Origin of the sequence: Idiomarina sp. H2 (assembly GCF_004364275.1) — a bacterium.
Classification (GTDB): domain Bacteria; phylum Pseudomonadota; class Gammaproteobacteria; order Enterobacterales; family Alteromonadaceae; genus Idiomarina; species Idiomarina loihiensis.
Genome location: NZ_SNZY01000001.1, coordinates 253,689 through 278,162, shown reverse-complemented (window position 1 = coordinate 278,162; position 24,474 = coordinate 253,689). Strand labels below are relative to the sequence as shown.

Annotated in this window: 23 protein-coding genes and 2 tRNA genes; 5 read left to right on the top strand and 20 right to left on the bottom strand. The window is 46.3% G+C overall.

Annotated elements, in window-relative coordinates:
• Nucleotides 1-11 precede the first annotated feature (11 nt).
• From ybeD to DET62_RS01340, 4 genes are read left to right on the top strand one after another with little or no spacing between them, the layout of a single operon-like run.
• Nucleotides 12-278, top strand: a complete 267-nt coding sequence (gene ybeD, locus DET62_RS01355; protein WP_011234209.1) for a DUF493 family protein YbeD — start codon at nt 12-14, stop codon at nt 276-278.
• A 44-nt stretch (nt 279-322) separates the two neighbouring features.
• Entirely contained in the window at nt 323-988 is a 666-nt protein-coding gene (gene lipB / locus DET62_RS01350; RefSeq protein ID WP_110012613.1) for a lipoyl(octanoyl) transferase LipB, read from the top strand.
• The gene (gene lipA, locus DET62_RS01345; RefSeq protein WP_110012614.1) at nt 972-1,940 is read left to right on the top strand and encodes a lipoyl synthase; all 969 of its coding nucleotides are present in this window, start codon (nt 972-974) and stop codon (nt 1,938-1,940) included. Before lipB ends, lipA begins: the two co-directional genes overlap by 17 nt.
• A 16-nt stretch (nt 1,941-1,956) precedes the next feature.
• On the top strand, nt 1,957-2,349 hold the full coding sequence (locus tag DET62_RS01340; RefSeq protein WP_110012615.1) for an MAPEG family protein: 393 nt from the start codon (nt 1,957-1,959) through the stop codon (nt 2,347-2,349).
• Here the strand turns inward: DET62_RS01340 and DET62_RS01335 are convergent.
• From DET62_RS01335 to rlmE, 17 genes are all read right to left on the bottom strand, one after another.
• A complete protein-coding gene (locus DET62_RS01335) occupies nt 2,317-3,474 on the bottom strand; it encodes a peptidase (protein ID WP_110012616.1) in 1,158 nt (385 codons plus the stop codon). The genes DET62_RS01340 and DET62_RS01335 overlap by 33 nt on opposite strands.
• Before the next feature lie 11 nt (nt 3,475-3,485).
• Nucleotides 3,486-4,370, bottom strand: a complete 885-nt coding sequence (gene nlpI, locus DET62_RS01330) for a lipoprotein NlpI (protein WP_110012617.1) — start codon at nt 4,368-4,370, stop codon at nt 3,486-3,488.
• A gap of 124 nt (nt 4,371-4,494) precedes the next feature.
• Nucleotides 4,495-6,645, bottom strand: a complete 2,151-nt coding sequence (gene pnp / locus DET62_RS01325; protein ID WP_110012618.1) for a polyribonucleotide nucleotidyltransferase — start codon at nt 6,643-6,645, stop codon at nt 4,495-4,497.
• Between the two features lie 180 nt (nt 6,646-6,825).
• The gene (gene rpsO, locus DET62_RS01320) at nt 6,826-7,095 is read right to left on the bottom strand and encodes a 30S ribosomal protein S15 (RefSeq protein WP_011234216.1); all 270 of its coding nucleotides are present in this window, start codon (nt 7,093-7,095) and stop codon (nt 6,826-6,828) included.
• Between the two features lie 97 nt (nt 7,096-7,192).
• Complete coding sequence (gene truB, locus DET62_RS01315; protein ID WP_110012619.1) at nt 7,193-8,125, bottom strand: tRNA pseudouridine(55) synthase TruB; 933 nt, start codon at nt 8,123-8,125, stop codon at nt 7,193-7,195.
• Nucleotides 8,125-8,511: a 30S ribosome-binding factor RbfA gene (gene rbfA, locus DET62_RS01310; protein ID WP_034820154.1), complete on the bottom strand. Its 387-nt coding sequence runs from the start codon at nt 8,509-8,511 to the stop codon at nt 8,125-8,127. The genes truB and rbfA overlap by 1 nt, the downstream gene beginning before the upstream one ends.
• A gap of 18 nt (nt 8,512-8,529) precedes the next feature.
• Entirely contained in the window at nt 8,530-11,220 is a 2,691-nt protein-coding gene (gene infB, locus DET62_RS01305) for a translation initiation factor IF-2 (protein ID WP_034820151.1), read from the bottom strand.
• 26 nt (nt 11,221-11,246) lie between these two features.
• Nucleotides 11,247-12,746, bottom strand: coding sequence for a transcription termination factor NusA (gene nusA, locus DET62_RS01300; RefSeq protein ID WP_011234220.1), 1,500 nt, complete (start codon nt 12,744-12,746; stop codon nt 11,247-11,249).
• Between the two features lie 26 nt (nt 12,747-12,772).
• Nucleotides 12,773-13,231 carry a ribosome maturation factor RimP gene (gene rimP, locus DET62_RS01295; protein ID WP_011234221.1) on the bottom strand — a complete coding sequence of 153 codons (459 nt, stop codon included), beginning with the start codon at nt 13,229-13,231 and terminating at the stop codon, nt 12,773-12,775.
• A 176-nt stretch (nt 13,232-13,407) separates the two neighbouring features.
• A tRNA-Met gene (locus tag DET62_RS01290) sits at nt 13,408-13,484 on the bottom strand.
• Between the two features lie 75 nt (nt 13,485-13,559).
• Nucleotides 13,560-13,646, bottom strand: a tRNA-Leu gene (locus tag DET62_RS01285).
• Between the two features lie 6 nt (nt 13,647-13,652).
• Nucleotides 13,653-13,994 carry a preprotein translocase subunit SecG gene (gene secG, locus DET62_RS01280; protein WP_034820144.1) on the bottom strand — a complete coding sequence of 114 codons (342 nt, stop codon included), beginning with the start codon at nt 13,992-13,994 and terminating at the stop codon, nt 13,653-13,655.
• A gap of 4 nt (nt 13,995-13,998) precedes the next feature.
• On the bottom strand, nt 13,999-14,757 hold the full coding sequence (gene tpiA, locus DET62_RS01275; RefSeq protein WP_110012620.1) for a triose-phosphate isomerase: 759 nt from the start codon (nt 14,755-14,757) through the stop codon (nt 13,999-14,001).
• A gap of 87 nt (nt 14,758-14,844) precedes the next feature.
• Nucleotides 14,845-16,185 (bottom strand): phosphoglucosamine mutase, encoded by a 1,341-nt coding sequence (gene glmM / locus DET62_RS01270; protein ID WP_110012621.1) that lies wholly within the window; start codon nt 16,183-16,185, stop codon nt 14,845-14,847.
• Nucleotides 16,182-16,997 carry a dihydropteroate synthase gene (folP, locus tag DET62_RS01265; protein WP_034820142.1) on the bottom strand — a complete coding sequence of 272 codons (816 nt, stop codon included), beginning with the start codon at nt 16,995-16,997 and terminating at the stop codon, nt 16,182-16,184. The genes glmM and folP overlap by 4 nt, the downstream gene beginning before the upstream one ends.
• Nucleotides 16,998-17,067: 70 nt before the next feature.
• The gene (ftsH, locus tag DET62_RS01260; protein WP_011234226.1) at nt 17,068-19,014 is read right to left on the bottom strand and encodes an ATP-dependent zinc metalloprotease FtsH; all 1,947 of its coding nucleotides are present in this window, start codon (nt 19,012-19,014) and stop codon (nt 17,068-17,070) included.
• Nucleotides 19,015-19,055: 41 nt separating this feature from the next.
• A complete protein-coding gene (gene rlmE, locus DET62_RS01255) occupies nt 19,056-19,682 on the bottom strand; it encodes a 23S rRNA (uridine(2552)-2'-O)-methyltransferase RlmE (protein ID WP_011234227.1) in 627 nt (208 codons plus the stop codon).
• 91 nt (nt 19,683-19,773) lie between these two features.
• On the opposite strand from rlmE, the gene yhbY reads away from it, so the two are divergent.
• Nucleotides 19,774-20,070, top strand: coding sequence for a ribosome assembly RNA-binding protein YhbY (yhbY, locus tag DET62_RS01250; protein ID WP_011234228.1), 297 nt, complete (start codon nt 19,774-19,776; stop codon nt 20,068-20,070).
• On the opposite strand, the gene DET62_RS01245 is transcribed toward yhbY, so the two are convergent.
• From DET62_RS01245 to carB, 3 genes are all read right to left on the bottom strand, one after another.
• The gene (locus tag DET62_RS01245) at nt 20,045-20,593 is read right to left on the bottom strand and encodes a hypothetical protein (protein WP_110012622.1); all 549 of its coding nucleotides are present in this window, start codon (nt 20,591-20,593) and stop codon (nt 20,045-20,047) included. The two genes, yhbY and DET62_RS01245, sit on opposite strands and share 26 nt — an antisense overlap.
• A gap of 159 nt (nt 20,594-20,752) precedes the next feature.
• Entirely contained in the window at nt 20,753-21,229 is a 477-nt protein-coding gene (greA, locus tag DET62_RS01240; protein ID WP_011234230.1) for a transcription elongation factor GreA, read from the bottom strand.
• Nucleotides 21,226-24,450, bottom strand: coding sequence for a carbamoyl-phosphate synthase large subunit (gene carB / locus DET62_RS01235; RefSeq protein WP_110012623.1), 3,225 nt, complete (start codon nt 24,448-24,450; stop codon nt 21,226-21,228). Before carB ends, greA begins: the two co-directional genes overlap by 4 nt.
• Nucleotides 24,451-24,474 lie beyond the last annotated feature (24 nt).

The following is a 24,474-nucleotide window of genomic DNA, read 5'->3' as shown; positions in this document are numbered from 1 at the left end:
GGTTTAGATAGATGCAAAAAACTCGTTTTGACGAACTGGTCGACTTCCCCTGTCACTTTACTTTTAAAGTGATGGGGGTTGCTAGTGACAGCCTTCCTGATCAGGTTGTGGAAGTTTTACAAGAGCATGCTCCGGGCGACTACAGCCCTTCCGTAAAGCCCAGCAGCAAAGGCAACTACCACTCAATTTCTGTTGCGGTGCGTGTCGAAAGCCAGCAGCATATCGAAATATTGTATCGTTCACTCTCAGATATCGAGGACGTTCGCTACGTTCTGTAGCGGCAGGACTAGCCGTTGTTGCTGACAAACGTTATAATGACGGCATGAACGATACCCTAATTATCCGTGAATTGGGCAGGCAGCCATACGAACCCGTATGGCATGCTATGCAAGAATTCACTGACCAACGCGACGAACACACTGCAGACGAACTGTGGGTGGTCGAGCACGACCCTGTCTTCACTCAAGGACAAGCCGGAAAAGCTGAGCATATTCTCGCTCCGGGTGATATTCCGGTTATCCAGGTCGACAGAGGCGGACAGGTTACCTATCACGGTCCGGGTCAGCTCGTTATTTATTTCCTTCTTAATATCCGTCGTCTTAATTATGGTGTCCGTCAACTCGTTAACCACATTGAAAACACCGTCATTGAAACCCTTTCCGACTACGAAATTGATGCCAAAGCGCGTCGAGACGCTCCTGGAGTTTATGTAAATACAGATAAAATTTGCTCTCTGGGACTGCGTATTCGTAAAGGCTGTTCTTTCCACGGATTGGCCTTGAACGTCAATATGGATATGGAACCTTTTTCCCGAATAAACCCTTGTGGTCTTTCGGGCATAAAAATGATTCAAACTAAGGATCTCAATGGTCCTGATAGCTTTAGTGAAGCGGCTGATGCAGTGATAAAGCACTTTACCAGCTCTCTTTCCTACAGCAACATTCTTCAACAAACGGGACTCGCTCAAGATTATGTCAAAGCCAGTTAGAGTTGAACCTGGTGTCAAAATGCGTGACGCCGATAAAATGGCACTGATACCAGTACAAATTATTCCCACCGAACGCGATCAGATGTTGCGTAAGCCGTCGTGGCTGAAGGTGAAGTTACCTTCTTCAACTGAGCGTATTGATGAAATTAAGCAAGCAATGCGCAGCCATGGTTTGCACTCTGTTTGTGAGGAAGCATCCTGTCCAAATTTACCGGAATGTTTTAATCACGGTACAGCCAGTTTTATGATCCTGGGCGACATTTGCACACGTCGTTGCCCATTCTGTGACGTTGCTCACGGTCGCCCTCTTCCTCCCGATCCGGAAGAAGCTGAAAAGCTGGGCAAAACCATCCGCGACATGAAAGTGAAGTATGTCGTAATTACATCGGTTGACCGTGATGATTTACGCGACGGCGGTGCTCAGCATTTTGCGGACTGCATTCGTGAAATTCGTAAGCACAGTGAGAACAACATTCAGGTAGAAGTATTGGTACCGGATTTTCGTGGTCGTATGCAGGTTGCGCTTGATATTCTTAAAGGCGAAGCGCCTGACGTATTTAACCACAACCTTGAAACCGTGCCACGCCTGTATAAGGCGGCTCGTCCTGGTGCAAATTATCAGTGGTCTTTAGACTTGCTGCAAAAATACAAAGAAGTGCGTCCTGATATCCGGACTAAGTCTGGACTTATGGTCGGTCTTGGCGAAACCAAAGAAGAAATACTGGAAGTCATGAAAGATCTCCGGGCGCACGATGTCGACATGTTAACTATCGGGCAGTATTTGCAGCCTAGCCGCCACCATATTCCGGTAGCGCGCTACGTGCATCCTGACGAATTTGAAGAGCTGCGTGTTGCGGGTGTTGAAATGGGCTTTAGCCACATTGCCAGTGGACCACTGGTACGCTCGTCTTATCATGCTGACTTACAGGCTGCGGGCGAAACCGTACGTTAATTAGGGAATAATGACCATGAGCCTTTTACTGTGGTGTTTACTCATTGCCGGAGTCTTGCCAATTTTGGCTAAGGCGCCTGTGGTTTACTTTCAGAACCGGGATAACGGTTATGACAATAAACACCCCAGAGCTCAACAGCAACGGTTACTTGGGCGTGGAGCCCGGGCCGTTGCCGGTCACTATAATGCTTATGAAGCTTTCCCGTTATTTGCCGCGGCCATATTGGCGGCCCTGGCAACTTCTCAGGTTACCGAACGCATTGAATTTTTGAGTATTTCTTTTATTGTGCTTAGAGTGCTCTATCACATTGCTTATTTAAGCAACTATGACAAACTTCGGTCACTTATTTGGTTTCTGGCAACACTCTGCCCAGTATTAATCCTGGCCCAAGTCGCTATTAGCGTCTAAATCAAAAGCCTCAGTTTTTTGCTTCAGCAATCTTAAGTAGACTTCTGGCCATAGTTTGGTGTCATGCTGTTCCATAGCAGTTCTGACATTAACAGGACGCCATGCTTGCCTGTCATCTATGGCGTTACAGGTATCCGTTTTAAAAAGGCCGACAGCAGCCTCTTTTGAGCTTCCTAAACGCCATTTCCCTTGCTTCTGCGTCGCAATATCCTGCCATGAACTGAGTTCAGCTTTCCACGGCAGGCTTTTATAAACCGCTTTAACCTGCCGTACCGAATACTCGTTATGAGCTTCTGTCACAATAATATTCAGACTGTCGTGGTCGTAGTAGCCATAACAGAACTTTTGAGCAAGTGCGTCTGACATTTCATATTCATCAGCGAACCCCAACCAATGTCCCAGCTCATGTTGAATAACCGCTTCTGAACTGTCCCGGGTTAAAGTCAATGTCTGACTATTGGCACTGGCAATGCCTTCTTCGGCTAATATTACCTGCTTATCAAATTGCTGTTCGGAACGGCAACTGGCTCGCTTTCTTTGCGTATCGGTTACGCAAAATAAGCTTTCGTCCAGAGTAAAACTAATGCACCAATTCTGCGTATCAAAAGGAGCGTTTTGTACCGCGGACAAAAAGTTAAGATAACGTCGTTTTTCCCCAGAATCCGCTGCAACGACATTAATTTCCATATCACACTGACCATTATTCTTATAGCGTTCAATCAATTCAAGCTTGCTCTGCAACCAAGGTTCTCTCGAATCGCCCCAGCGGTTCTGCCATTGATTTATTGATGTTTTCTGATCGGTTAATTCAGCACTAGCTACCTGCCGTTGAGCCGCCGGGTCACCAGCAGCAACGGCCAGTTCAAGCCAGGTGTCATTTGCTCTCGGAAATTCGTCAATTAAACTTTCTATGGCTGGGAAATAATGCTGCTTTGCCGACCGCTGCCACCAATAATAAGCAGCGGTACGGTTATCAAGTTTCCAGTGATGATTTGCCAGTTGATTTTGTGCCCGGGCATTACCCTGATGCGCTAACCTGCTGAGCTCTTGTTGGTGGTTATGAACCTGATGAGACCACCCACTTAAAGCAAGCAGAAACAACACAATTAAGAGTCCGGCTTTCACTCCTTTTCTCTTTAACGACTAAGTAACGATTCACGAATACGGGTTAACTCAACCGACGCATAACGGTGTTCAACGAAGCCATACACATTGGTCATTAAAGCCAATTTAAAGTAGTTAACAGCCTGCAATTGCTCTCCTTTCATCTGCATGTACTTGCCAAGATAAAAATAGGCTTCACACAAACGTTCAGTCAGCTTTTCCGATTCCCCTAAGTTACGGGTCATACGTTGTAAAAACGCTTCTTCAGAAAGTTTGCCTGCATACAGTTGTACAATCTGATACCCCCAGTCGGATTTACTCAGTTTCTCAGCGTTTTGCTCAAGGCTTTTTTGTGCCAACGCGGCATCATTTTCATGTTCGGCGAGAAACAGCCAAATAACGCGGTAAGGATCATCGGGTTCTCTTTCCAGATGGTATTTTAAGTCTTCCTGAGAAAGTTTCGTTCTGGCATCATAATACTCGGCTATACCCCGGTTCAAATAGGCATAACGGTGCTCAGGGTTGAGTTCAATTGCTGAATCAAAAGCCTCATAAGCGTAATCAAACTCCTCTAGTTGCGTATATTGAATACCTAAGAAATTATACGCATCGGCCAACCTCGGGTTATATTCTAAAGCCCGGGTAAAATCCATTCTCGCAAGAGTTCTCAAGCCAACGGCGTCGTATAACGCACCGCGGCGGTAATATAGCTCTCCGCGCTGTTCCTCAGTTAAATTTTCTCTTAGCATCTGCCCAATGCGTGCCAGTTCAATCTCATAACGAAACTCTGCGCTTTCAGGCTCTGCAAGTACCACGGTATCAGGTAACTGATTAAATGAACTTTGCGAGGCACACCCCGTCATGACACCTAATAACAACAAAGCTCCCATGAACCTAACACTTCTGCGCTCTTGCATAATTTTATCCTTAAATATACATTCGCCCCTATTACAGCACACTCAACGCCATTCAGGCAAAAAGCAGATATAAAAAAACCCCGTTCACACGGGGTTTTTAACAAAGCTGAGAAAATCTTTACGATTACTCTTCGCTTTTGTTTTCTTCTTCAGCTGCTGGCTCTGCCGGCGCTTCAGGTGCTGGTTCTTCTTTTTTCTCAGCAGCTTCTTTCATGCTTAAACGCACGCGACCCTGGCGGTCTATTTCCAGTACTTTAACCGGAACAACATCACCAACTTTTAGGTATTCGTTTACGTCGTTAACACGTTCTTCTGCAATTTGAGAAATGTGAACTAAGCCGTCTTTACCGGGCAGAACAGTAACAAAGGCACCAAAGTCTACGATACGTGCTACTTTACCCTGATAAATTTTGCCAACTTCAACGTTAGCCGTTAGCTGTTTGATTTTCTCAATAGCGGCGTCAGCATCAGCCTGGTCGCTGGCTGCAACTTTAATGGTACCGTCATCACCAATCTCAATGTTGGTATTGGTTGACTCTGTCAACTCACGAATGACCGCTCCGCCTTTACCGATAACGTCTTTGATCTTGTCCTGATCAATTTTGATGGTGGTAAAGCGAGGCGCATAAGTAGACAGTTCTTCACGGTGACCGCCAATAGCTTCGTCCATCACTTTCAGAATGTGCAAGCGAGCTGATTTAGCCTGCGCTAAGGCGCTTTCCATGATGTCGCGAGTAATGCCGTCAATTTTAATGTCCATTTGCAGCGCAGTAATACCATCAGTGTTACCCGCTACTTTAAAGTCCATATCACCTAAGTGATCTTCATCACCAAGAATATCAGACAGAACAACATGCTTGTCGCCTTCTTTAACCAAGCCCATAGCAATGCCCGCTACAGAAGACTTGATTGGTACACCTGCATCCATCAACGCCAGTGAAGAACCACAAACTGAGGCCATCGAGCTTGAACCGTTTGATTCAGTAATTTCTGACACCACACGAATGGTGTATGGGAACTCGTCGTGGCTAGGCATAACCGCCTGAATACCCCGTTTAGCCAAACGACCATGACCAATTTCACGACGTTTTGGCGAACCAACCATACCCGTTTCACCAACACAGTATGGAGGGAAGTTATAATGCAGCATGAAGCGATTCGTGTTCATACCGGTCAGCTCATCAATCATCTGAGCATCACGATCGGTACCTAAAGTCGCAGTTACCAACGCCTGAGTCTCACCACGGGTAAACAATGCTGAACCGTGAGTACGCGGTAATACACCAGTAGCCACACTAATAGCACGAACCATGTCAGGGTCGCGGCCATCAATACGCTTTTCACCGGCAATAATACGGCTACGGACAATGTCACTTTCCAGGTCATGGAAAATTTTGCCAGCTTCTTCTAAATCGACATTTTCATCTTCAGCAGTCAGCTTCTCGACCATCTGCTCTTTAACCTGGTCAAGCTTACCTTTACGTTCTGCTTTGTCGGTAGTGCGGTAGGCTTCGCCAATACCTTGCTCTGCCAATTCACGAATTTTGGTCTGTAAGCTTTCATCTTTTGCAGGTGCCTGCCAATCCCACTTCTCTTTGCCTGCTTCTGCAGTAAATTCAGTAATGGCTTTAATAACGTCCTGCATTGCTTCGTGACCGTACATAACGGCACCAAGCATTTGGTCTTCAGACAGCAATTGAGCTTCTGATTCAACCATTAAGACAGCTTTATCAGTACCGGCAACCACCAGGTCCAGTTTCGAGTTTTCTAACTCATCTGCGGTTGGGTTTAAAACGTATTCATCGTTCACGACACCAACACGAGCTGCACCGATTGGGCCTGCGAAAGGAACACCAGAAATAGACAGCGCTGCTGAAGTACCAATTAAGGCAACAATATCAGGATTAATTTGAGGGTTTACAGAAACAACAGTTGCAACAACTTGCACTTCGTTCATGAAACCATCAGGGAATAATGGGCGAATTGGACGGTCGATTAAACGACAAGTCAGAGTTTCATTTTCGCTTGGACGGCCTTCACGCTTAAAGAAGCCACCTGGAATTTTACCAGCTGCGTAAGTTTTCTCTTGGTAATTTACCGTCAATGGAAAAAAGTTTTGCCCTTCGCGAGCTTCTTTTTTCGCAACCACAGTGACTAGAACTGTTGTGTCATCGATGCTGGCAAGCACAGAAGCAGTCGCCTGACGTGCTATTACGCCAGTTTCTAATGTGACTGTATGCTGACCGTACTGAAATTGTTTAGTTATTGGATTCACGTTGCTTTCCTTTACCTTCAAAATATAGAGTATCCGGATTGATACTCGTCTTCTCTCTTTATTTATCTCACCGCATAGTATAGGGGAATTGTGACGAAATTAAGACCCATAAGCCTAAAAAAGAATACAAAAAAAGGGCCTTCAGGCCCTTTTTATTTTATTCTTTTCAGAACGTTTGTCTTAGCGACGGATGCCAAGACGTTCTACGATAGCTACGTAACGTTTTTCGTCTTTACGCTTCAGATAATCAAGAAGCTTACGACGGCGGCTAACCATACGTAACAGACCACGACGTGAGTGGTGATCTTTCTTATGTTCTTTAAAGTGGTCTTGTAATTCAGCCAGGTTTTTAGTTAAAAGTGCAACTTGCACTTCAGGAGAACCGGTATCGTTCTCGCCTTGACCAAATTCTTTTAAAATCTCAGCTTTCTGTTCAACAGTTAGTGACATGCTAACTCCTAAGTTTTGTCAAAATGATCGACGCCAATCACTAATTCAGCATCGATATGAAGGCGGCGATTATACTCGTCAGCCGCCGTAAAAACAACTATAAATCCACATGTTCCCGTGCAATAACCCGGCGTGGCCATAATTCCGCATTTTTCACCCGTCCGACCCCAAGAAATAGCGAGTTTTCCGTAGTAACCCGCCATTCTTCGGCTTCCTTCCCATTTTGCTCAGGTAAAGGAACGGGTTGTCCATGCAAAAAGTCACGAGTTTGCTCTTGAGTTACCGTTACCTCAGGCAATTCTCCCAGTAACAAATCAGCCGGATGCAATAATGCATCGAGAGCTTCATAGCCCTCTTCTGCTATCGCTTCCAGTTGTTCCAGGGTGACCATAGCGGCTTCATCTATGTCAGCCACGGCGTTACGGTGTAGCATGGATACGTGAGCACCACAGCCTAATAACTGACCCAAGTCATCAACTAAAGTACGAATATAGGTACCTTTGCTGCAACTCACTTGCAGGGTTACTTTATTGTCCTGAATATCCAGCAGTTCGATAGAGTGGACGGTGATTGTGCGCGTTTTTTTCGGCACTTCAATGCCTTGCCGCGCATAATAATATAATGGACGACCTTCGTGCTTTAGTGCCGAATAAATAGAGGGGGACTGTTCCTGTTCACCAATAAACTGCTTTATTGCATCGGCAACCTTAGCGGTATCAACTGCAACAGGCTTTTCCTCTACCACTTCACCTTCGGCGTCACTGGTGGTTGTTCTTATCCCCAGCGTAGCTTCAACCCGATAGGCTTTATCGGCATCCAGCAGATATTGCGAGAACTTAGTCGCCTCTCCCAGACAAACTGGCAGAATACCGGTTGCCAGAGGATCCAGCGCACCAGTATGACCCGCTTTTTGTGCATTATACAGGCGCTTAACACGCTGCAGGGCATGGTTTGAACTCATGCCCTGCGGTTTATTCAATAATACTACGCCCGTAACAGCACGGCCTTTGCGTAGACGAGCTTTAGACATTAATCGTCTCCGCTGTTTTCGCTGCTTTTCTTATCTCGTTCACGAGCTTCCGCAACCAATTTACCCATACGAATCCCTTCATTTAAAGAAGCGTCGTGCTGGAATTTTAGTTGCGGAACAATGCGTGCTTTGATGCGCTTACCCAATAAAGATCGAATGAAGCCTGAGGCTTCATTCAACACTTTTAACGCCTGCTTAATTTGCTCAGGGTCATCCTGGAAAAAGGTAACAAACACTTTGGCATAAGCTAAGTCACGAGAAACTTCCACGTCGGATACTGTAACCATACTAACGCGAGGATCTTTTATCTCACGTTGCAGGATCATAGCGATTTCTCGTTGTAGCTGATGCCGTACCCTTTCGGTACGGCTAAACTCTTGAGCCATAAATTCCTGTGTCCTTGATTACAGCGTACGTTCAATCTGAATGGTTTCGAAGACTTCGATTTGGTCGCCTTCTTTGACATCGTTGTAGTTCTTAACACCGATACCACATTCCATACCGTTACGAACTTCCTGAACGTCATCTTTAAAGCGACGTAAAGATTCCAGCTCACCTTCGTAGATAACAACGTTATCACGCAATACGCGAATTGGAGCAGAACGCTTCACCACACCTTCCGTTACCATACAACCAGCAATAGCACCAATCTTAGGTGATTTGAATACATCACGAACTTCGGCCAAACCAATGATCTGCTGTTTAAACTCAGGCTGAAGCATACCGCTCATTGCCGCTTTAACTTCGTCAATTAAGTCGTAAATAACGCTGTAATAGCGTAAGTCGACACTTTCCTGTTCAACCAGTTTTCTGGCTGCAGCTTCAGCACGAACGTTAAAACCAACAACAATGGCATTTGAAGCACTGGCCAGAGAAATATCGGTTTCGGTGATACCACCAACGCCGCTACCGATGATGTTCACTTTCACTTCATCAGTCGACAGTTTGGTTAAGGCATCAGAAATCGCTTCCAGTGACCCTTGTACGTCAGACTTAAGTACAATATTAAGCTCAGCAACATCACCTTCGGCCATGTCCGCAAACATGTTTTCCAGTTTCGCTTTCTGTTGCTTAGCTAATTTCACATCACGGTATTTACCCTGACGATAGTTAGCCACTTCACGCGCTTTACGCTCGTCTCTGACAACCGTTGCTTCATCACCCGCCTGAGGAACACCAGACAGACCCAGTATTTCTACCGGAATTGATGGGCCAGCTTCTTTAATTTCTTTACCGGTTTCATCGCGCATCGCACGAATACGACCGTATTCAAGACCACAAAGTACAACATCGCCCTGCTTCAGCAGACCGCGCTGAACCAATACCGTTGCTACCGGGCCGCGGCCTCGATCCAGGCGTGATTCAACCACAATACCTGAGGCCATACCGGTTTTCTCTGCACGTAAATCCAATACTTCAGATTGCAGCAAAATAGCTTCTAACAGTTCATCAATACCGTCACCGGTGTGCGCTGACAATGGAATGAACTGAACATCGCCACCCCAGTCTTCAGGAATAACTTCCAACTGCGACAACTCGTTCTTCACACGGTCTGGGTCAGCGCCTTCTTTATCCATTTTGTTGATAGCAACAACCAGAGGAACGCCAGCAGCTTTTGCGTGCTGAACCGCTTCTTTGGTTTGCGGCATAACACCATCATCCGCAGCAACTACCAGGATAACAACGTCTGTTGCGCCTGCACCACGTGCACGCATAGAAGTAAAGGCGGCGTGTCCCGGAGTATCCAGGAAAGTCACCATGCCATGACCCGTTTCAACGTGGTATGCACCGATGTGCTGAGTAATACCACCCGCTTCGCCTGATGCAACTTTGGCTTTACGAATGTAATCCAGCAACGATGTTTTACCATGGTCAACGTGACCCATAACAGTAACGACTGGTGCACGAGGTGCCTCTTCTCCGCCTTCCTGGCGGTCAGAAAGCACTTCTTCTTCCAGCGCATTATCTTTCACCAACGCAGGTTTATGACCCAGCTCTTCAACCACTAAAGCGGCTGTGTCCTGATCAAGAATCTGGTTAATGGTGACCATCTCGCCCATTTTCATCATGGTCTTGATAAGGTCACTGGCTTTTACTGCCATACGGTTAGCAAGTTCACCAACGGTAATGGTCTCACCAATTTTCACATCACGTTCAACTGGCTGAGCTGGTTTGTTAAAGCCCTGTTGCAGCGACGAGCCGCGACGAGCACCTTTACGACGCTTCTCGCGGCGTGGGGTATCATCGCTTTCTTCATCTTTACGACGACGCTTTTTACCGCGTTTGCGGCTTTTACGTTCTTCGTCAAAATCTTGTGCGTCTTCAGCTTCTTGCGCAGTAGATGACGTTGTAAAATGCACGTCTTCTTTTTCTTGCTGTTTACGTTTCTGCTCTTCTTCTTCCCAGCGTTTTGCGTTTTCTTCCGCCAGTTTACGAGCTTCTTCCGCTTGCGCTTCCGCTTCTTTTTCCGCTTTTTTACGAGCTTCTTCTTCCTGTTGACGCTTCAGTTTTTCAGCATCGGCTTTCGCTTTGTCTGCCGCTTCACGCTCTTCAGGTGTCATGGCAGCACGTTTTTCAGCTTCTGCTTTTTGACGCTCTTTCTCTTTTTCTTTGCGCAGCTTTTCTTTTTCAGCTTTTTCTTTCTCAGCTTTTTCGCGTTCTGCTTTAGCCTTGGCTTCCGCTTCTTTACGCTGCTGCTCTTCTTCGCGCTGTTTTTCTTCTTCGCGAAGCTTCGCTTCTTCCGCTTCTTTCTCTTGCGCTAAGCGTTCTTGTTCTTCACGTTCCTGCTCTTCGCTTGCTGAACGTTTCACGTAAGTACGCTTTTTACGCACTTCTACCTGAACGGATTTAGAGTCTCTTCCGCCACCAACGCTTAACGTACTTTTTGTTTTGCGCTTTAAAGTCATTTTGCTGGGTTCAGAGCTGCCGCCACCGCCGTGCTGACGATTCAAGTGAGCCAGTAATTTCTGTTTCTCTTCTTCGTTAACAGAATCACCCGCTTTCTTGGTCATGCCCGCTTCAGCGAACTGCTGAACCAGACGATCAACTGTTGTACCGACATCTGTGGCCAGCTTATCGAGCGTTACTTCTTCCATAGTCTGTTGTACCTCCGCTGATCGTTCTACTGTTCTTCATTGAACCAGCAAATATTGCGAGCTTTCATAATTAAATCGCCAGCCTGCTGTTCATTTAATTCTTCAATATCGGCTAAGTCGTCAACACCCTGTTCCGCTAACTCTTCCAGAGTTGTCACGCCTTTGCTGGCTAATACATAAGCCAGGTGACGCTCCATTCCTTCAAGGTTCAACAGTGTGTCATCTGGTTCAGCCGATTCCAGAGATTCTTCGGTAGCCAGAGCTTTCGTGGTTAAATAAGCACGTGCTCTGCTACGCAATTCTTCTACGATATCTTCGTCCATCCCTTCAATATCAAGGAATTCTGCAACCGGGACATAAGCCACTTCTTCAAGTGAAGAGAAGCCTTCATCAACCAGTACATTTGCAAAATCTTCATCGATATCTAAAGTCGATACGAACAAGTTCAATAGACGCTGAGTTTCAGCTTCATTTTTTTCGTTGAACTCGTCTTCGGTCATAACATTCAGTGTCCAGCCGGTTAGCTGACTGGCCAGGCGAACGTTCTGTCCACCTTTACCAATAGCTTGAGCCAGGTTATCTGCCGCAACCGCAATATCCATAGTATGTGCATCTTCATCCACAACTATAGACGCTACTTCAGCAGGCGCCATCGCGTTAATGACGTACTGTGCCGGGTTATCATCCCAAAGCACAATGTCTACGCGCTCGCCACCAAGCTCACCGGATACCGCCTGAACTCGTGCACCGCGCATACCAACGCAAGCCCCAACAGGGTCTATACGCTTATCGTTACTCTTAACCGCAATTTTAGCACGCGAACCCGGGTCTCGGGCAGCACCGCGTAGCTCAATCATCTCTTCGCCTATTTCAGGCACCTCGATACGGAACAATTCCAACAAGAAGTTAGGATTGGTTCTGCTTACAAATAATTGTGCACCACGAGCTTCTGGACGAACGTCATAGAGCAAACCGCGAATGCGATCACCTGGACGCACAGATTCACGCGGTAACATTTCGTCACGATAAATAATCGCTTCCGCGTTATTACCTAAATCCAGAATAACGTGCTCCCGATTCGCACGCTTAACAATACCGCTGACCATTTCACCCACTTGCTCACGGTATTCATCAACAACCTGAGCTCGTTCGGCTTCACGTACTTTTTGTACGATAACTTGTTTTGCAGTCTGGGTCGTAATACGGTCGAACTGTATCGAATCGATTTGCTCTTCTACGTAGTCACCGGCCTGTACCGATGGATCTTCGTATTGCGCTGCCGACAAGCTTATTTCACGGTAAGGATGTTCTAATCCAGAATCCGTGTCTTCAACGACTAACCAACGACGGAATGTATCAAATTCGCCAGTGGTACGATCGATATCAATACGAACTTCAATATCGCCGTCGTACTTCTTTTTGGTCGCATGAGCCAATGCTGACTCTAACGCTTCAAATATTTTTTCGCGTGGTACTGCTTTTTCGTTTGAAACCGCTTCTGCGACTAACAGTATTTCTTTACTCATGAGTGCTGCCTCGCCAACGCAATCTTTTAATCAAATGCCGGAACCAGGTGAGCGTTTTTCACATCACGCATATTCACCTGAAGAGTATCGTTATCAACGGCAAGGGTCAGTTCTTCACCCTCAACCGCAATCAATTCTGCCTTAAATTTTCTTTTGTTTTTTTGCGCCGCTACTAACTCAAAAGCAACGGTTTCATTTATATAAGGCTGCATTTGTTGGGCATTAAAAAACGGTCTTTCCATTCCCGGAGAGGACACTTCCAGGTTGTATTCAACATTAATAGGGTCTTCAACATCCAGTAGTGAACTGACCTGATAACTCACGTCTGCACAGTTATCCACGCTGATACCTTCCGGATGATCGATATATACCCGTAATGTTGAAAACTTACCGGCGCGAATAAACTCTACGCCCCACAATTCAAACTCCAGCGCTTCTACCGCTGGGCGAATTATATCGGTTAACCGTTCTTGCAAATTTGCCAATTACTGCCTCCTGAAACAAAAAAAGGGCGCAAGCGCCCAGTGTTCTGGCTATCCTAAGATAGCTAAGGCCGCATAGCAAAAAGCCCCGAGCTGCTGCGGGGCTTTCTGAACACTGGACCCTTTGTCAGTTATTTTAGCAAAAGCGACGCCTTAATGCGAAACGCTGCTACTAAAATTGGTTGCGGGGGCAGGATTTGAACCTACGACCTTCGGGTTATGAGCCCGACGAGCTACCAGACTGCTCCACCCCGCGTCCGAAACTTGTTGCACATTATACGTATTTTTCGTTTATTTTCAACCTCTGAGGCAACAATCAGAGAGCTAATTTTGGTGCAGAAGGCGGGACTTGAACCCGCACGCCCGTAAGAGCACTACCCCCTCAAGGTAGCGTGTCTACCAATTCCACCACTTCTGCAAAATCTTAGTCAATTGGCGGCACGTCAGATTCAGACTCTGACTTATCATCCGCTGGAGGTAACTCTTGCTCTTCAGCCGGAACTGAAAGGTCTGAGAAGTCATTTGACGACTCATCAGTAGAGGTCGATAAGTTACCCAATACCAGGCTCAGAATGAAAAACACTACCGCTAACCCGGCTGTTGCCCGGGTCAGGAAGTTACCTGAACCTGATGAACCAAAAACAGTGTTCGATGCGCCTGAACCAAAAGATGCGCCCATGTCTGCGCCTTTGCCTTGTTGCAGCATAATAAAGCCAATTAAGACCAAAGCGACAACGAGAAATGCGATCATCAAAATTTCGTACATAATTTTACCCTTGAGCAGCTTGGCAAATAGCAACAAAGTCTGATTCTTTCAAACTTGCGCCACCTATCAGGCCGCCATCAATGTCTTTTTGCGCAAATAATTCGGCAGCGTTGTCAGCTTTAACTGAGCCGCCGTACAATAACGGCATTTTCTCACCAATCGCGCCAAATTGCTCTACCAGTAACGCTCTTAATTTTGCATGAACGTCCTGTGCTTGTTCTGGTGAAGCCGTTTCTCCAGTACCAATTGCCCAAACAGGCTCATAGGCCAAAACAATTTTACCGGCTTGCTCCTTAGGAAGATCAGCTAAAGCCGCTTGCGCTTGCTGTGCTACAACTTCCCAGGTGTTTCCCTCATCGCGTTGTGCTTTATTCTCACCAACACAAATCACCGCTGTCATACCGGCATTAACCGTAGCCAGGGTTTTCTCATTCACCATTTTGTCGGTTTCTGCGAACAGCTGCCGACGTTCTGAATGTCCCACTAACACATAGCTAACACCAAATTCTTGTAGCTGTGCGGTTGAGATTTCGCCGGTAAAGGCGCCACCAGTGTGTTCAGATACATTCTGAGCACCAATGGCAATGTCATCGTAATAACATTGATTAGCCAGCTCGCCAATAAGGGTAAACGGAGGACAAATGACTAACTTAACTTGCTGAAGCTGATTAAGTTTTTCCCGCAAAGCCGCCGACATTGTTTTCGTTAGCTCGCGATTTCCGTTCATTTTCCAATTTGCAATCACTAGTGATGCATTAGGCATAGTTTGTCCTCTACTCCAGAGCGCGGGAATAGTAGCGAAACACTCGCCAACTTACAAGCGAGATTTTCATCACTACCCGCTAACTGTTTAATTTGTGGCCGCTTCGACCTCATTCGCAATTTGTTGAGCAAAAGCTTTTACCTTTGCTTCGTTCTCGCCCTCAACCATTACGCGAATTAAAGGTTCAGTACCAGACTTACGTAATAACACTCGGCCGCTACCCGCAAGAGCAGCTTCCACTTCGCGAACAACACTTTTTACATTTGCAGATTCCAGAGGCTGTTTATCGCTCTCAAAGCGGACATTAATAAGTACTTGCGGCAGCTTATGAAAGTCGCAGCTCAGTTTCTCCAGAGACTTTTGTTCCTGGTACATAGCTGCCAACACCTGCAGGCCAGCTATAATGCCGTCCCCAGTAGTGTGATGCTGACGGTTTATAACATGGCCGGAGTTCTCTCCCCCCAGATACCAGTCACGCTTAACCAGTTCCTCAATAACATAGCGGTCACCGACTTTTGCACGAACGAATGGAATACGCCGTTTATCCAGCTCCTTCTCCAAAGCAAAGTTGGTCATCAAAGTACCAACAACCCCGCCCTGAAGCTGTCCCTGATTCTGCGCAGTAACAGCGAGCATATAAAGAATTTCGTCGCCATCAATGGGGCGTCCGTTTTCAGTCACCATCATAATGCGATCGCCATCGCCGTCAAGCGCTATGCCAAGGTCGGCTTTGGTTTCCAGTACTTTATTCTGCAATGCCGTTAAGTGCGTTGCACCGCACTCTTTATTAATATTCAGTCCATTGGGCTGCGTGCCTATTTCGGTCACTTCAGCACCAAGTTCCCGAAGCACATTAGGCGCAATGTGGTAAGTAGCGCCATGGGCGCAGTCAACCACGATGTGAAGCCCTTCCAGCGTCATTTCGTTGGGGAATACGCTTTTACAAAACTCAATATAACGTCCTGCGGCATCATTAATGCGTTTTGCCCGCCCTAACTCTTCGGAAATAACGCAGTCCATAGGCTCGTCCAACAAACGTTCAATTTCCAGCTCAACCGCGTCAGGAAGCTTGTGTCCGTTATCAGCAAAAAACTTAATACCATTATCATAATATGGGTTATGAGAGGCGCTAATCACGATTCCGGCAGCGGCTCTGAACGTGCGTGTAAGATAAGCAATTCCGGGAGTGGGCATAGGACCTAAGAAGTCCACGCCAACACCAGCAGCGGCTAAACCAGCCTCTAATGCTGACTCAAGCATATAACCAGAAACCCGGGTGTCTTTGCCCACTAATACGCGACTGGTCCCCTTAGCGGCTAGTACACGCCCTGCTGCCCAGCCAAGCTTTACGGCAAATTCAGGGGTTATCGGGAATTGCCCGACACGTCCGCGCACGCCATCGGTGCCGAAATATTTACGCTCACTCAAAGGTGTTCTCCTTCTATAGTTGCTGCAACCACTTTCATCGCATCAACTGTCTCCTTAACATCATGAACGCGAATTATACGTGCTCCTTTCATAGCTGCAATGGTTGCAGCCGCTAAACTGCCTGCTAAGCGGTCTTTTACTTCACGTCCGGTAACATGACCTATCATGCTTTTTCGCGACATTCCCACCAATAACGGCAACTGCAATTCGTGAAACGCCTGCAAACGTTGCAATAACTGGTAGTTATGTCGCTGCGACTTGCCAAAACCAAAACCAGGATCCAACCAAATCCTCTCGCGTTCGATACCCGCTTTTTCACACGCTATAACACGCTCTTGCAAAAAAGTCTTAACGTCGCAAACAACATCATCATAATTAGGGTTGTGCTGCATACTTCGTGGCTCACCCTGCATGTGCATCAGACACACTTCTGCGTTTGTCGCTGCCAGCGCTTCCAGAGCACCTTTCTCACGCAAGGCATTCACATCATTAATTATATTGGCGCCAACTTCTATCGACTCTGTCATGACTTTGGGTTTGGTTGTGTCCACCGAAATAGCAACATCAAAACGGTCTCTTACCGCCTTTACCAAAGGAACAACTCTGTCCAACTCTTCCTGTTCAGCAACCGAATAAGCACCAGGGCGGGTTGACTCCCCACCAATGTCCACAATGTCAGCGCCGTCTTTGATCAGCTGTGCAATGTGGTCTATTGCATCATTTAGGCGGTTGTACTCACCCCCGTCTGAAAATGAGTCCGGAGTGACATTAACAATTCCCATAACTCGCAACGGCTTTGGATTTTTCGGCATGGCTTAGCTCCGCTAATAACTGTGTCCTACAAAAAAGCCACCTCGCGGTGGCTTTTTAAAAGAATCAACGTTAAGAAGTCGCATCCCCGGGTTTATCAACATTAATGGGGCGGTCCGGACGTTCTTCGGTGTTCTCTGCCTTAGCAGCCCCACCGTCAGAATCGTTACCACCACTGTCTCTGTCATCCCAGTCTTTTGGCTGACGAACATCGCGACGGTTCATCAAGTCATCAATTTGGTCGGCATCAATAGTTTCATAGCGAACTAATGCGTCCTTCATTGAATGCAAAATATCTTCGTTTTCTTCCAGCAGCTTTTTCGCTCGCTGATAATTACGGTCGATAACTGACTTCACTTCTTCATCAATAGCGCGCGCAGTGTCATCTGACATGTGCTTGTGCTGGGTTACCGAGCGACCGAGGAATACTTCATTTTCATCTTCGGCGTACAGCAACGGCCCCATTTTCTCCGACAGTCCCCACTGGGTAACCATTTTACGAGCAATTTCAGTTGCACGTTCAATGTCGTTAGAGGCGCCGGTGGTCACTTTATCGTTACCATAAATAATGGCTTCTGCGAGACGTCCACCGAATAAGCTTGAAATCATACTTTCAAGATGCTGTTTACTGTGGCTGACACGATCCTGCTCTGGCAGATACATGGTCACACCCAGTGCGCGGCCTCGTGGAATAATCGATACTTTGTAGACTGGATCATGTTCTGGCACAAGGCGACCAACAATGGCGTGGCCGGCTTCGTGGTAAGCGGTCATCGCTTTTTCATCATCCGTCATAACCATTGAGCGGCGCTCTGCACCCATCATGATCTTGTCTTTTGCTTTATCAAATTCTTCCATTGAAACGACGCGCTTGTCGCCCCGGGCAGCAAATAGCGCAGCTTCGTTAACTAAGTTCGCTAAGTCCGCACCAGAAAAGCCGGGTGTACCACGAGCAATCACTGACGGTTTAACGTCATCACCCAATGGTACTTTACGCATGTGCACTTTAAGAATCTGCTCACGACCACGAACATCCGGTAAACCAACGATAACCTGACGGTCAAAGCGGCCGGGACGCAATAATGCAGGATCTAAGACATCTGGACGGTTAGTAGCGGCAATAACGATAATGCCTTCATTACCTTCAAAGCCATCCATTTCAACCAGCATTTGGTTCAATGTCTGCTCACGTTCATCGTGGCCACCACCGAGTCCGGCACCACGTTGGCGACCCACGGCATCAAGCTCATCAATAAAGATAATGCATGGCGCAGATTTTTTCGCTTGTTCAAACATGTCACGAACACGGGAAGCACCGACACCAACAAACATCTCAACGAAGTCTGAACCGGAAATGCTGAAGAACGGTACTTTTGCTTCGCCCGAAATAGCTTTTGCCAGCAGGGTTTTACCCGTACCCGGAGGGCCGACCATAAGAACGCCTTTCGGTATTTTGCCACCCAGACGCTGAAACTTAGAAGGGTCTTTCAGATAATCCACAAGCTCTGAGACTTCTTCTTTGGCCTCATCACAACCGGCTACGTCTTTGAAGGTTGTTTTTGATTGCTCTTCATTCATTAGCTTGGCTTTGCTTTTACCAAACGACATAGCCCCACGGCCGCCACCGCCCTGCATCTGACGCATGAAGAATATCCATACACCGATTAACAGTAGCATCGGGAACCACGAAATAAAGATAGATGCCAGAATACTCTGCTCTTCTGGCGGAGTACCTTGTGTTTCTACATCGTTTGCCAACAAATCATCCAGAATTTTTGGATCATATTGAGTTGGTACAACGGTTTTATAAGATTGACCATTGCGAGTCATACCTGAAATAGTGCGTCCATCATCACCAAATTCAGCACGACGAATGTTGCCATTATTAACCTGAGATACAAATTCGCTGTATACCATGGTTGATGATGACGTTCCGCTCGGACTGAAGCTCTGAAAAACGCTCATCAGTACGACAGCTATCACAAGCCACAAGATGAGATTCTTTGCCATATCGCTCAAAGCCTATTACCTCTATTAAAAATCAACTACCCAACAGGGTACTACAGTTTATAGTCTGTCGCTACCAAGTAGACCTCTCTAGAACGTGCTCTTGAGGACTCTGGTTTTCTCGTTTTCACATCATTAAACGCTGCTCGTACATCTTTCAGGAAAGATTCAAAACCTTGCCCCTGAAACACTTTGACGGCAAAACTTCCACCTGGTTTCAAAACCTGATGGCACATGTCCAGCGCCAGCTCTACCAAGTACATAGAACGCGCCTGGTCTACCGTGCCATTACCGCTCATATTAGGTGCCATGTCAGACAGCACCACATCCACATTTTTACCACCAATACGCTCTAATAAAGCCTCCAGTACCGATTCTTCACGAAAATCTCCCTGAAGAAAATCGACTCCGGCGATTGGGTCCATCGCTAAAATATCACAAGCAATGATTTGACCATCGCCGTTAAAGTAGTCGGCCACGTACTGTGACCACCCACCTGGGGCTGCTCCTAAATCAACGACGGTTTGACCTTTTTTGATCAGTTTGTCCCGTTTTTGTATTTCTTCCAATTTAAAAACAGCGCGGGAGCGTAATCCCTTCTTCTGTGCTTTTTGGACAAACTGATCGTCAAAATGTTCTTTCAGCCAGCGCTGACTACTCACACTGCGTTTTTTTCCCATGATTTAACGAAGTTTCCTTAATTGTCTGGCCTGAATACCTGATCTGGCGTTACAATGTTAAAAAATCAAGCTCTAAAACGGATATTATCGAATGTCATTAAGTAATAAGCAAAAACAGCATTTAAAAGGTTTAGCACATCCGCTTAAACCCGTCGTACTACTTGGGGCTAACGGCCTTACTGAAGGTGTTCTTGCAGAAATTGAGCAAGCACTTGACCACCATGAACTGATTAAAATAAAAGTTCCGGAAGAAGACCGCGAGCTCAGAAAGCAAATTATGGCAACCATTGTACATGAAACAGGTGCCGCTGAAGTGCAAATTATCGGTAAAACACAAGTGATATACCGTGCTGCAGAAGAACCTAAGATTCGTCTTCCTCGCGGGTAATTCTTTGAATCGCAGGCTTAAGAGCTAATGCTTTCGCTACTAACTCTAATGCCTGCGATTTCTCCATCCACTTATCGGTAGTGGAAAAATACGCATCCAGCATCAAAGTCATGCATTTTTCGTCATCTTGCAGCCCGTAGACTTTCAATAACGGCTCTATCTTCTTGTGAGCTTTTAAAAACTCAATTCGCCGTTTGCGTTCTTCCTCTACCACGCTGCTCTTAACGTAATCGCCCTGAGTATAAGCGTAGCTGGGTTCGTGCAAGGTATAACCCGGAGCGAAAAACCAGTTAAGAGAAATTCTTTCTTGCAGTAGTTTCCGAATAATTTCGGCGAAAGGTAATTTGTTACTACGTTTCCAGTTGGCATAGTCGTTGGCGTTGCGGCCTAACCACACAGAAACATCTTTATAAGTTGCCTTCTGTGAGATGAGTTTTAAACGCTCGAAGCACTCCGTGACAGTGAGTTCATCAAGAGGTGTATATTGAAGAGTATTAAATGATAGTGACTGTTCCTTGTCCATTGTCATCTTCTCTTGTAAATTTAATGTTAGAAAAAAAGATAAGAACAAACTATACAATAGATAGTATAAAAAACAAACAGGAATATATTTGAAAAGCTAATAAAAAGAAAAAGGCTGGTAAACTTACGTTTCCAGCCTTTTATACACTCATTTTTGATATTACTTATATTGTACTGCAACAACCTCGTATTCAACTTCACCGTTAGGTGTCGTTACTGTCGCAATATCATCAATTTCTTTACCAATAAGCGCACGCGCAATGGGTGAATTCACAGAAATTAAGTTTGATTTAATATCCGCTTCATCATCGCCAACTATTTTATAAGTAACTTCTTCGTCCGTTTTCGTGTTGTAAACGGTGACTGTGGAGCCAAAAATAACTTTGCCGTTATTTGGTACCTTAGTTACATCAATAATCTGTGCGTTGGAAAGCTTGGATTCAATTTCCTGAATACGGCCTTCGCAAAAACCTTGCTGTTCACGCGCTGCATGATATTCCGCATTTTCTTTTAAATCACCATGCTCGCGAGCATCAGCAATAGCTTCAACAATGCGCGGACGCTCTACCGTTTTTAAACGTTTAAGCTCATCACGTAATAATTGCGCGCCATGTTCCGTCATTGGAATCTGGTTCATATTAACGATACCCTTTTATGTAATTCTTGTACCGAGCTCACCCGAGCCCGATCATCCGCTGTATTTGCTTTTACTGTCGCAAACGCAGCATTCAATGTTGTGGTGTAAATAACTTTATTCAATAGTGCTTCGCGGCGAATATAGACCGAGTCTTCAATCGCCTGACGGCCTTCTACTGTATTTATAATATAGCAATATTCGCCGTTTTTAATCGCATCAACAATATTTGGACGGCCTTCTTGCAGTTTATTTACAATACTGCAGTCAATACCTTCTTCGCCAAGCATTTTGGCTGTACCGCGCGTTGCTTCTAAACTAAAGCCTAATGCCAATAAGCCGCGGGCTAAGTCCATCAAGCGTTGCTTGTCACTGTCTTTTACAGAAATGAGTGCTTTACCTTTTTTAGCCAACGCTTCGCCGGCACCCAGGTTGGCTTTCGCATAAGCTTCTTCAAAGCTTTCACCCACACCCATAACTTCACCGGTTGAACGCATTTCAGGTCCGCGAATCGGATCCACGCCCTGAAATTTTGCAAAAGGAATAACCACTTCTTTCACCGAGTAATACGGTGGAATAATTTCTTTTACATAGCCCTGCTCTTGCAGTGACTGGCCAACCATTACCCGCGCTGCCACTTTGGCTAACGGCACACCTGTTGCTTTAGAAACAAAAGGTACGGTTCGAGCAGCTCTTGGGTTTACCTCAATTAGATAAATTTCATCGTCTTTAACCGCAAACTGCGCATTCATCAAGCCATTCACATTCAATTCAAAGGCTAGCTTACGCATTTGTTCACGTAATTGAGCCTGAATAATGTCACTCAATGAGTACGGAGGTAATGAACACGCAGAGTCACCTGAGTGAACACCGGCTTCCTCTATATGCTGCATAATGCCGCCAATTAGCACGTCGGTACCATCGCAGATGGCATCAACGTCCACTTCTATCGCGTTATCAAGAAAACGATCCAGCAGTACCGGTGCGTCGTTTGACACTTTGACCGCGTCAGTCAAATAACGTTGCAAATCTGCTTCATCATAGACAATTTCCATTGCCCTGCCACCCAGAACATAGGATGGACGAACGACTAACGGATAACCAATACGTTTAGCTTCCGTCAGAGCTTCGTTAAAGCCTGTAACTGTTGAGTTCTCAGGTTGTTTCAATCCCAGACGGCGTACGGCGGTCTGAAAACGCGCTCTGTCTTCCGCCCGGTCAATAGCGTCAGGCGACGTACCGATAATCGGCACGCCATTAGCCTCAAGCTCACGCGCCAGCTTCAACGGAGTCTGACCACCGTATTGAACAATAACCCCTTTAGGCTTTTCAATACGGACAATTTCAAGGACATCTTCGAGAGTAATAGACTCAAAGTATAGACGATCTGAAGTGTCATAATCGGTGGATACGGTTTCCGGATTACAGTTCACCATAATGGTTTCATAACCGTCTTCACGCAGCGCCAGCGAGGCATGCACACAGCAATAATCGAACTCAATGCCCTGCCCTATACGGTTTGGTCCGCCACCAATAACCATAATTTTGTCATTGTCCGTCGGCGCTGCTTCGCATTCTTCATCGTAGCTTGAATACATATAAGCTGTGCCAGAGGCGAATTCAGCCGCACAGGTATCAACACGTTTGTAAACGGGATGAATTTTATACTTATAACGCTTTTTACGAACTTCTGCTTCACTCACATGCAGAACATCGGCTATACGGGAGTCAGCAAAACCACGACGTTTCAGCACCGTCATCACGTCTGCGGTGAGCCCGGCTAAACCAAGTTCATCAACCTCTTTTTCAAGGTCGACAAGCTCTTCAATTTGAATCAGATACCACTCATCTATACGCGTTAGTTCAAAGACTTCGCGTACCGTCATACCTAAGCGGAAAGCGTCGGCGATATACCAAATACGCTCTGCACCCGGTTCTTTTAATTCACGGATAACTTTTGAACGGGCATCTTTAGCTTCTAAGTCCACAATAGGGTCAAAACCTGAGGCACCAAGCTCTAGACCACGCAATGCTTTTTGCATTGACTCCTGGAAGTTACGGCCAATAGCCATCACCTCACCTACCGACTTCATTTGTGTGGTCAGCCGGTCATTACAGTTAGCAAATTTTTCAAAGTTAAAGCGCGGTATTTTTGTGACCACGTAATCTAATGCAGGCTCGAAAGACGCGGGCGTTTTGCCGCCGGTTATTTCGTTCTCAAGTTCATCAAGCGTGTATCCAACTGCCAGTTTCGCTGCAACCTTAGCAATTGGGAAGCCTGTAGCTTTTGATGCCAAAGCGGATGAACGCGAAACCCGTGGGTTCATCTCGATAATGACCATACGTCCGGTGTCCGGATTAACACCAAACTGTACGTTTGAACCACCAGTTTCCACACCGATTTCGCGCAGAACGGCCATTGCCGCATCACGCATTAGCTGGAATTCTTTGTCTGTCAACGTCTGGGCAGGCGCAACCGTAATTGAGTCACCGGTGTGAATACCCATAGGGTCAAAGTTTTCAATAGTACAGACAATGATGCAGTTATCGCTTTTATCGCGCACAACTTCCATCTCGTACTCTTTCCAGCCCAGTAGCGATTCGTCAATTAACAACTCATTGGTTGGCGACAAGTCCAGACCCCGGCGGCAAATTTCTTCAAATTCTTCGCGGTTATAAGCAATACCACCGCCACTGCCGCCCATAGTGAAGGACGGTCTAATAATGCAAGGGAAACCTAATCGGCTAAGCACATCAAAGGCTTCATCAAGACTATGAGCCATTTCAGCATTCGGTGTTTCCAGACCAATCGCTTTCATTGCCTTATCGAAGCGATCTCGGTTTTCCGCTTTATCAATCGCATCGGCATTAGCGCCAATCATTTCAACCTTGTAGCGTTCCAGCACACCGTGGCGGTCTAAATCCAGCGCACAGTTCAAAGCGGTTTGGCCACCCATGGTCGGTAACACCGCATCCGGACGCTCACGCTCAATAATTTTCTCTACTACTTCCCAGTGAATTGGCTCGATATAAGTTGCATCGGCCATTTCCGGGTCAGTCATAATGGTAGCAGGGTTAGAATTTACCAAAATGACTCGGTAACCTTCCTCGCGCAGCGCTTTGCACGCTTGAGCGCCGGAGTAATCAAACTCACAGGCCTGGCCGATAACAATAGGGCCTGCACCCAGAATCAGAATGCTTTTAATGTCGGTACGTTTTGGCATAAAGTCGCTCTATCTGTCCTTTCG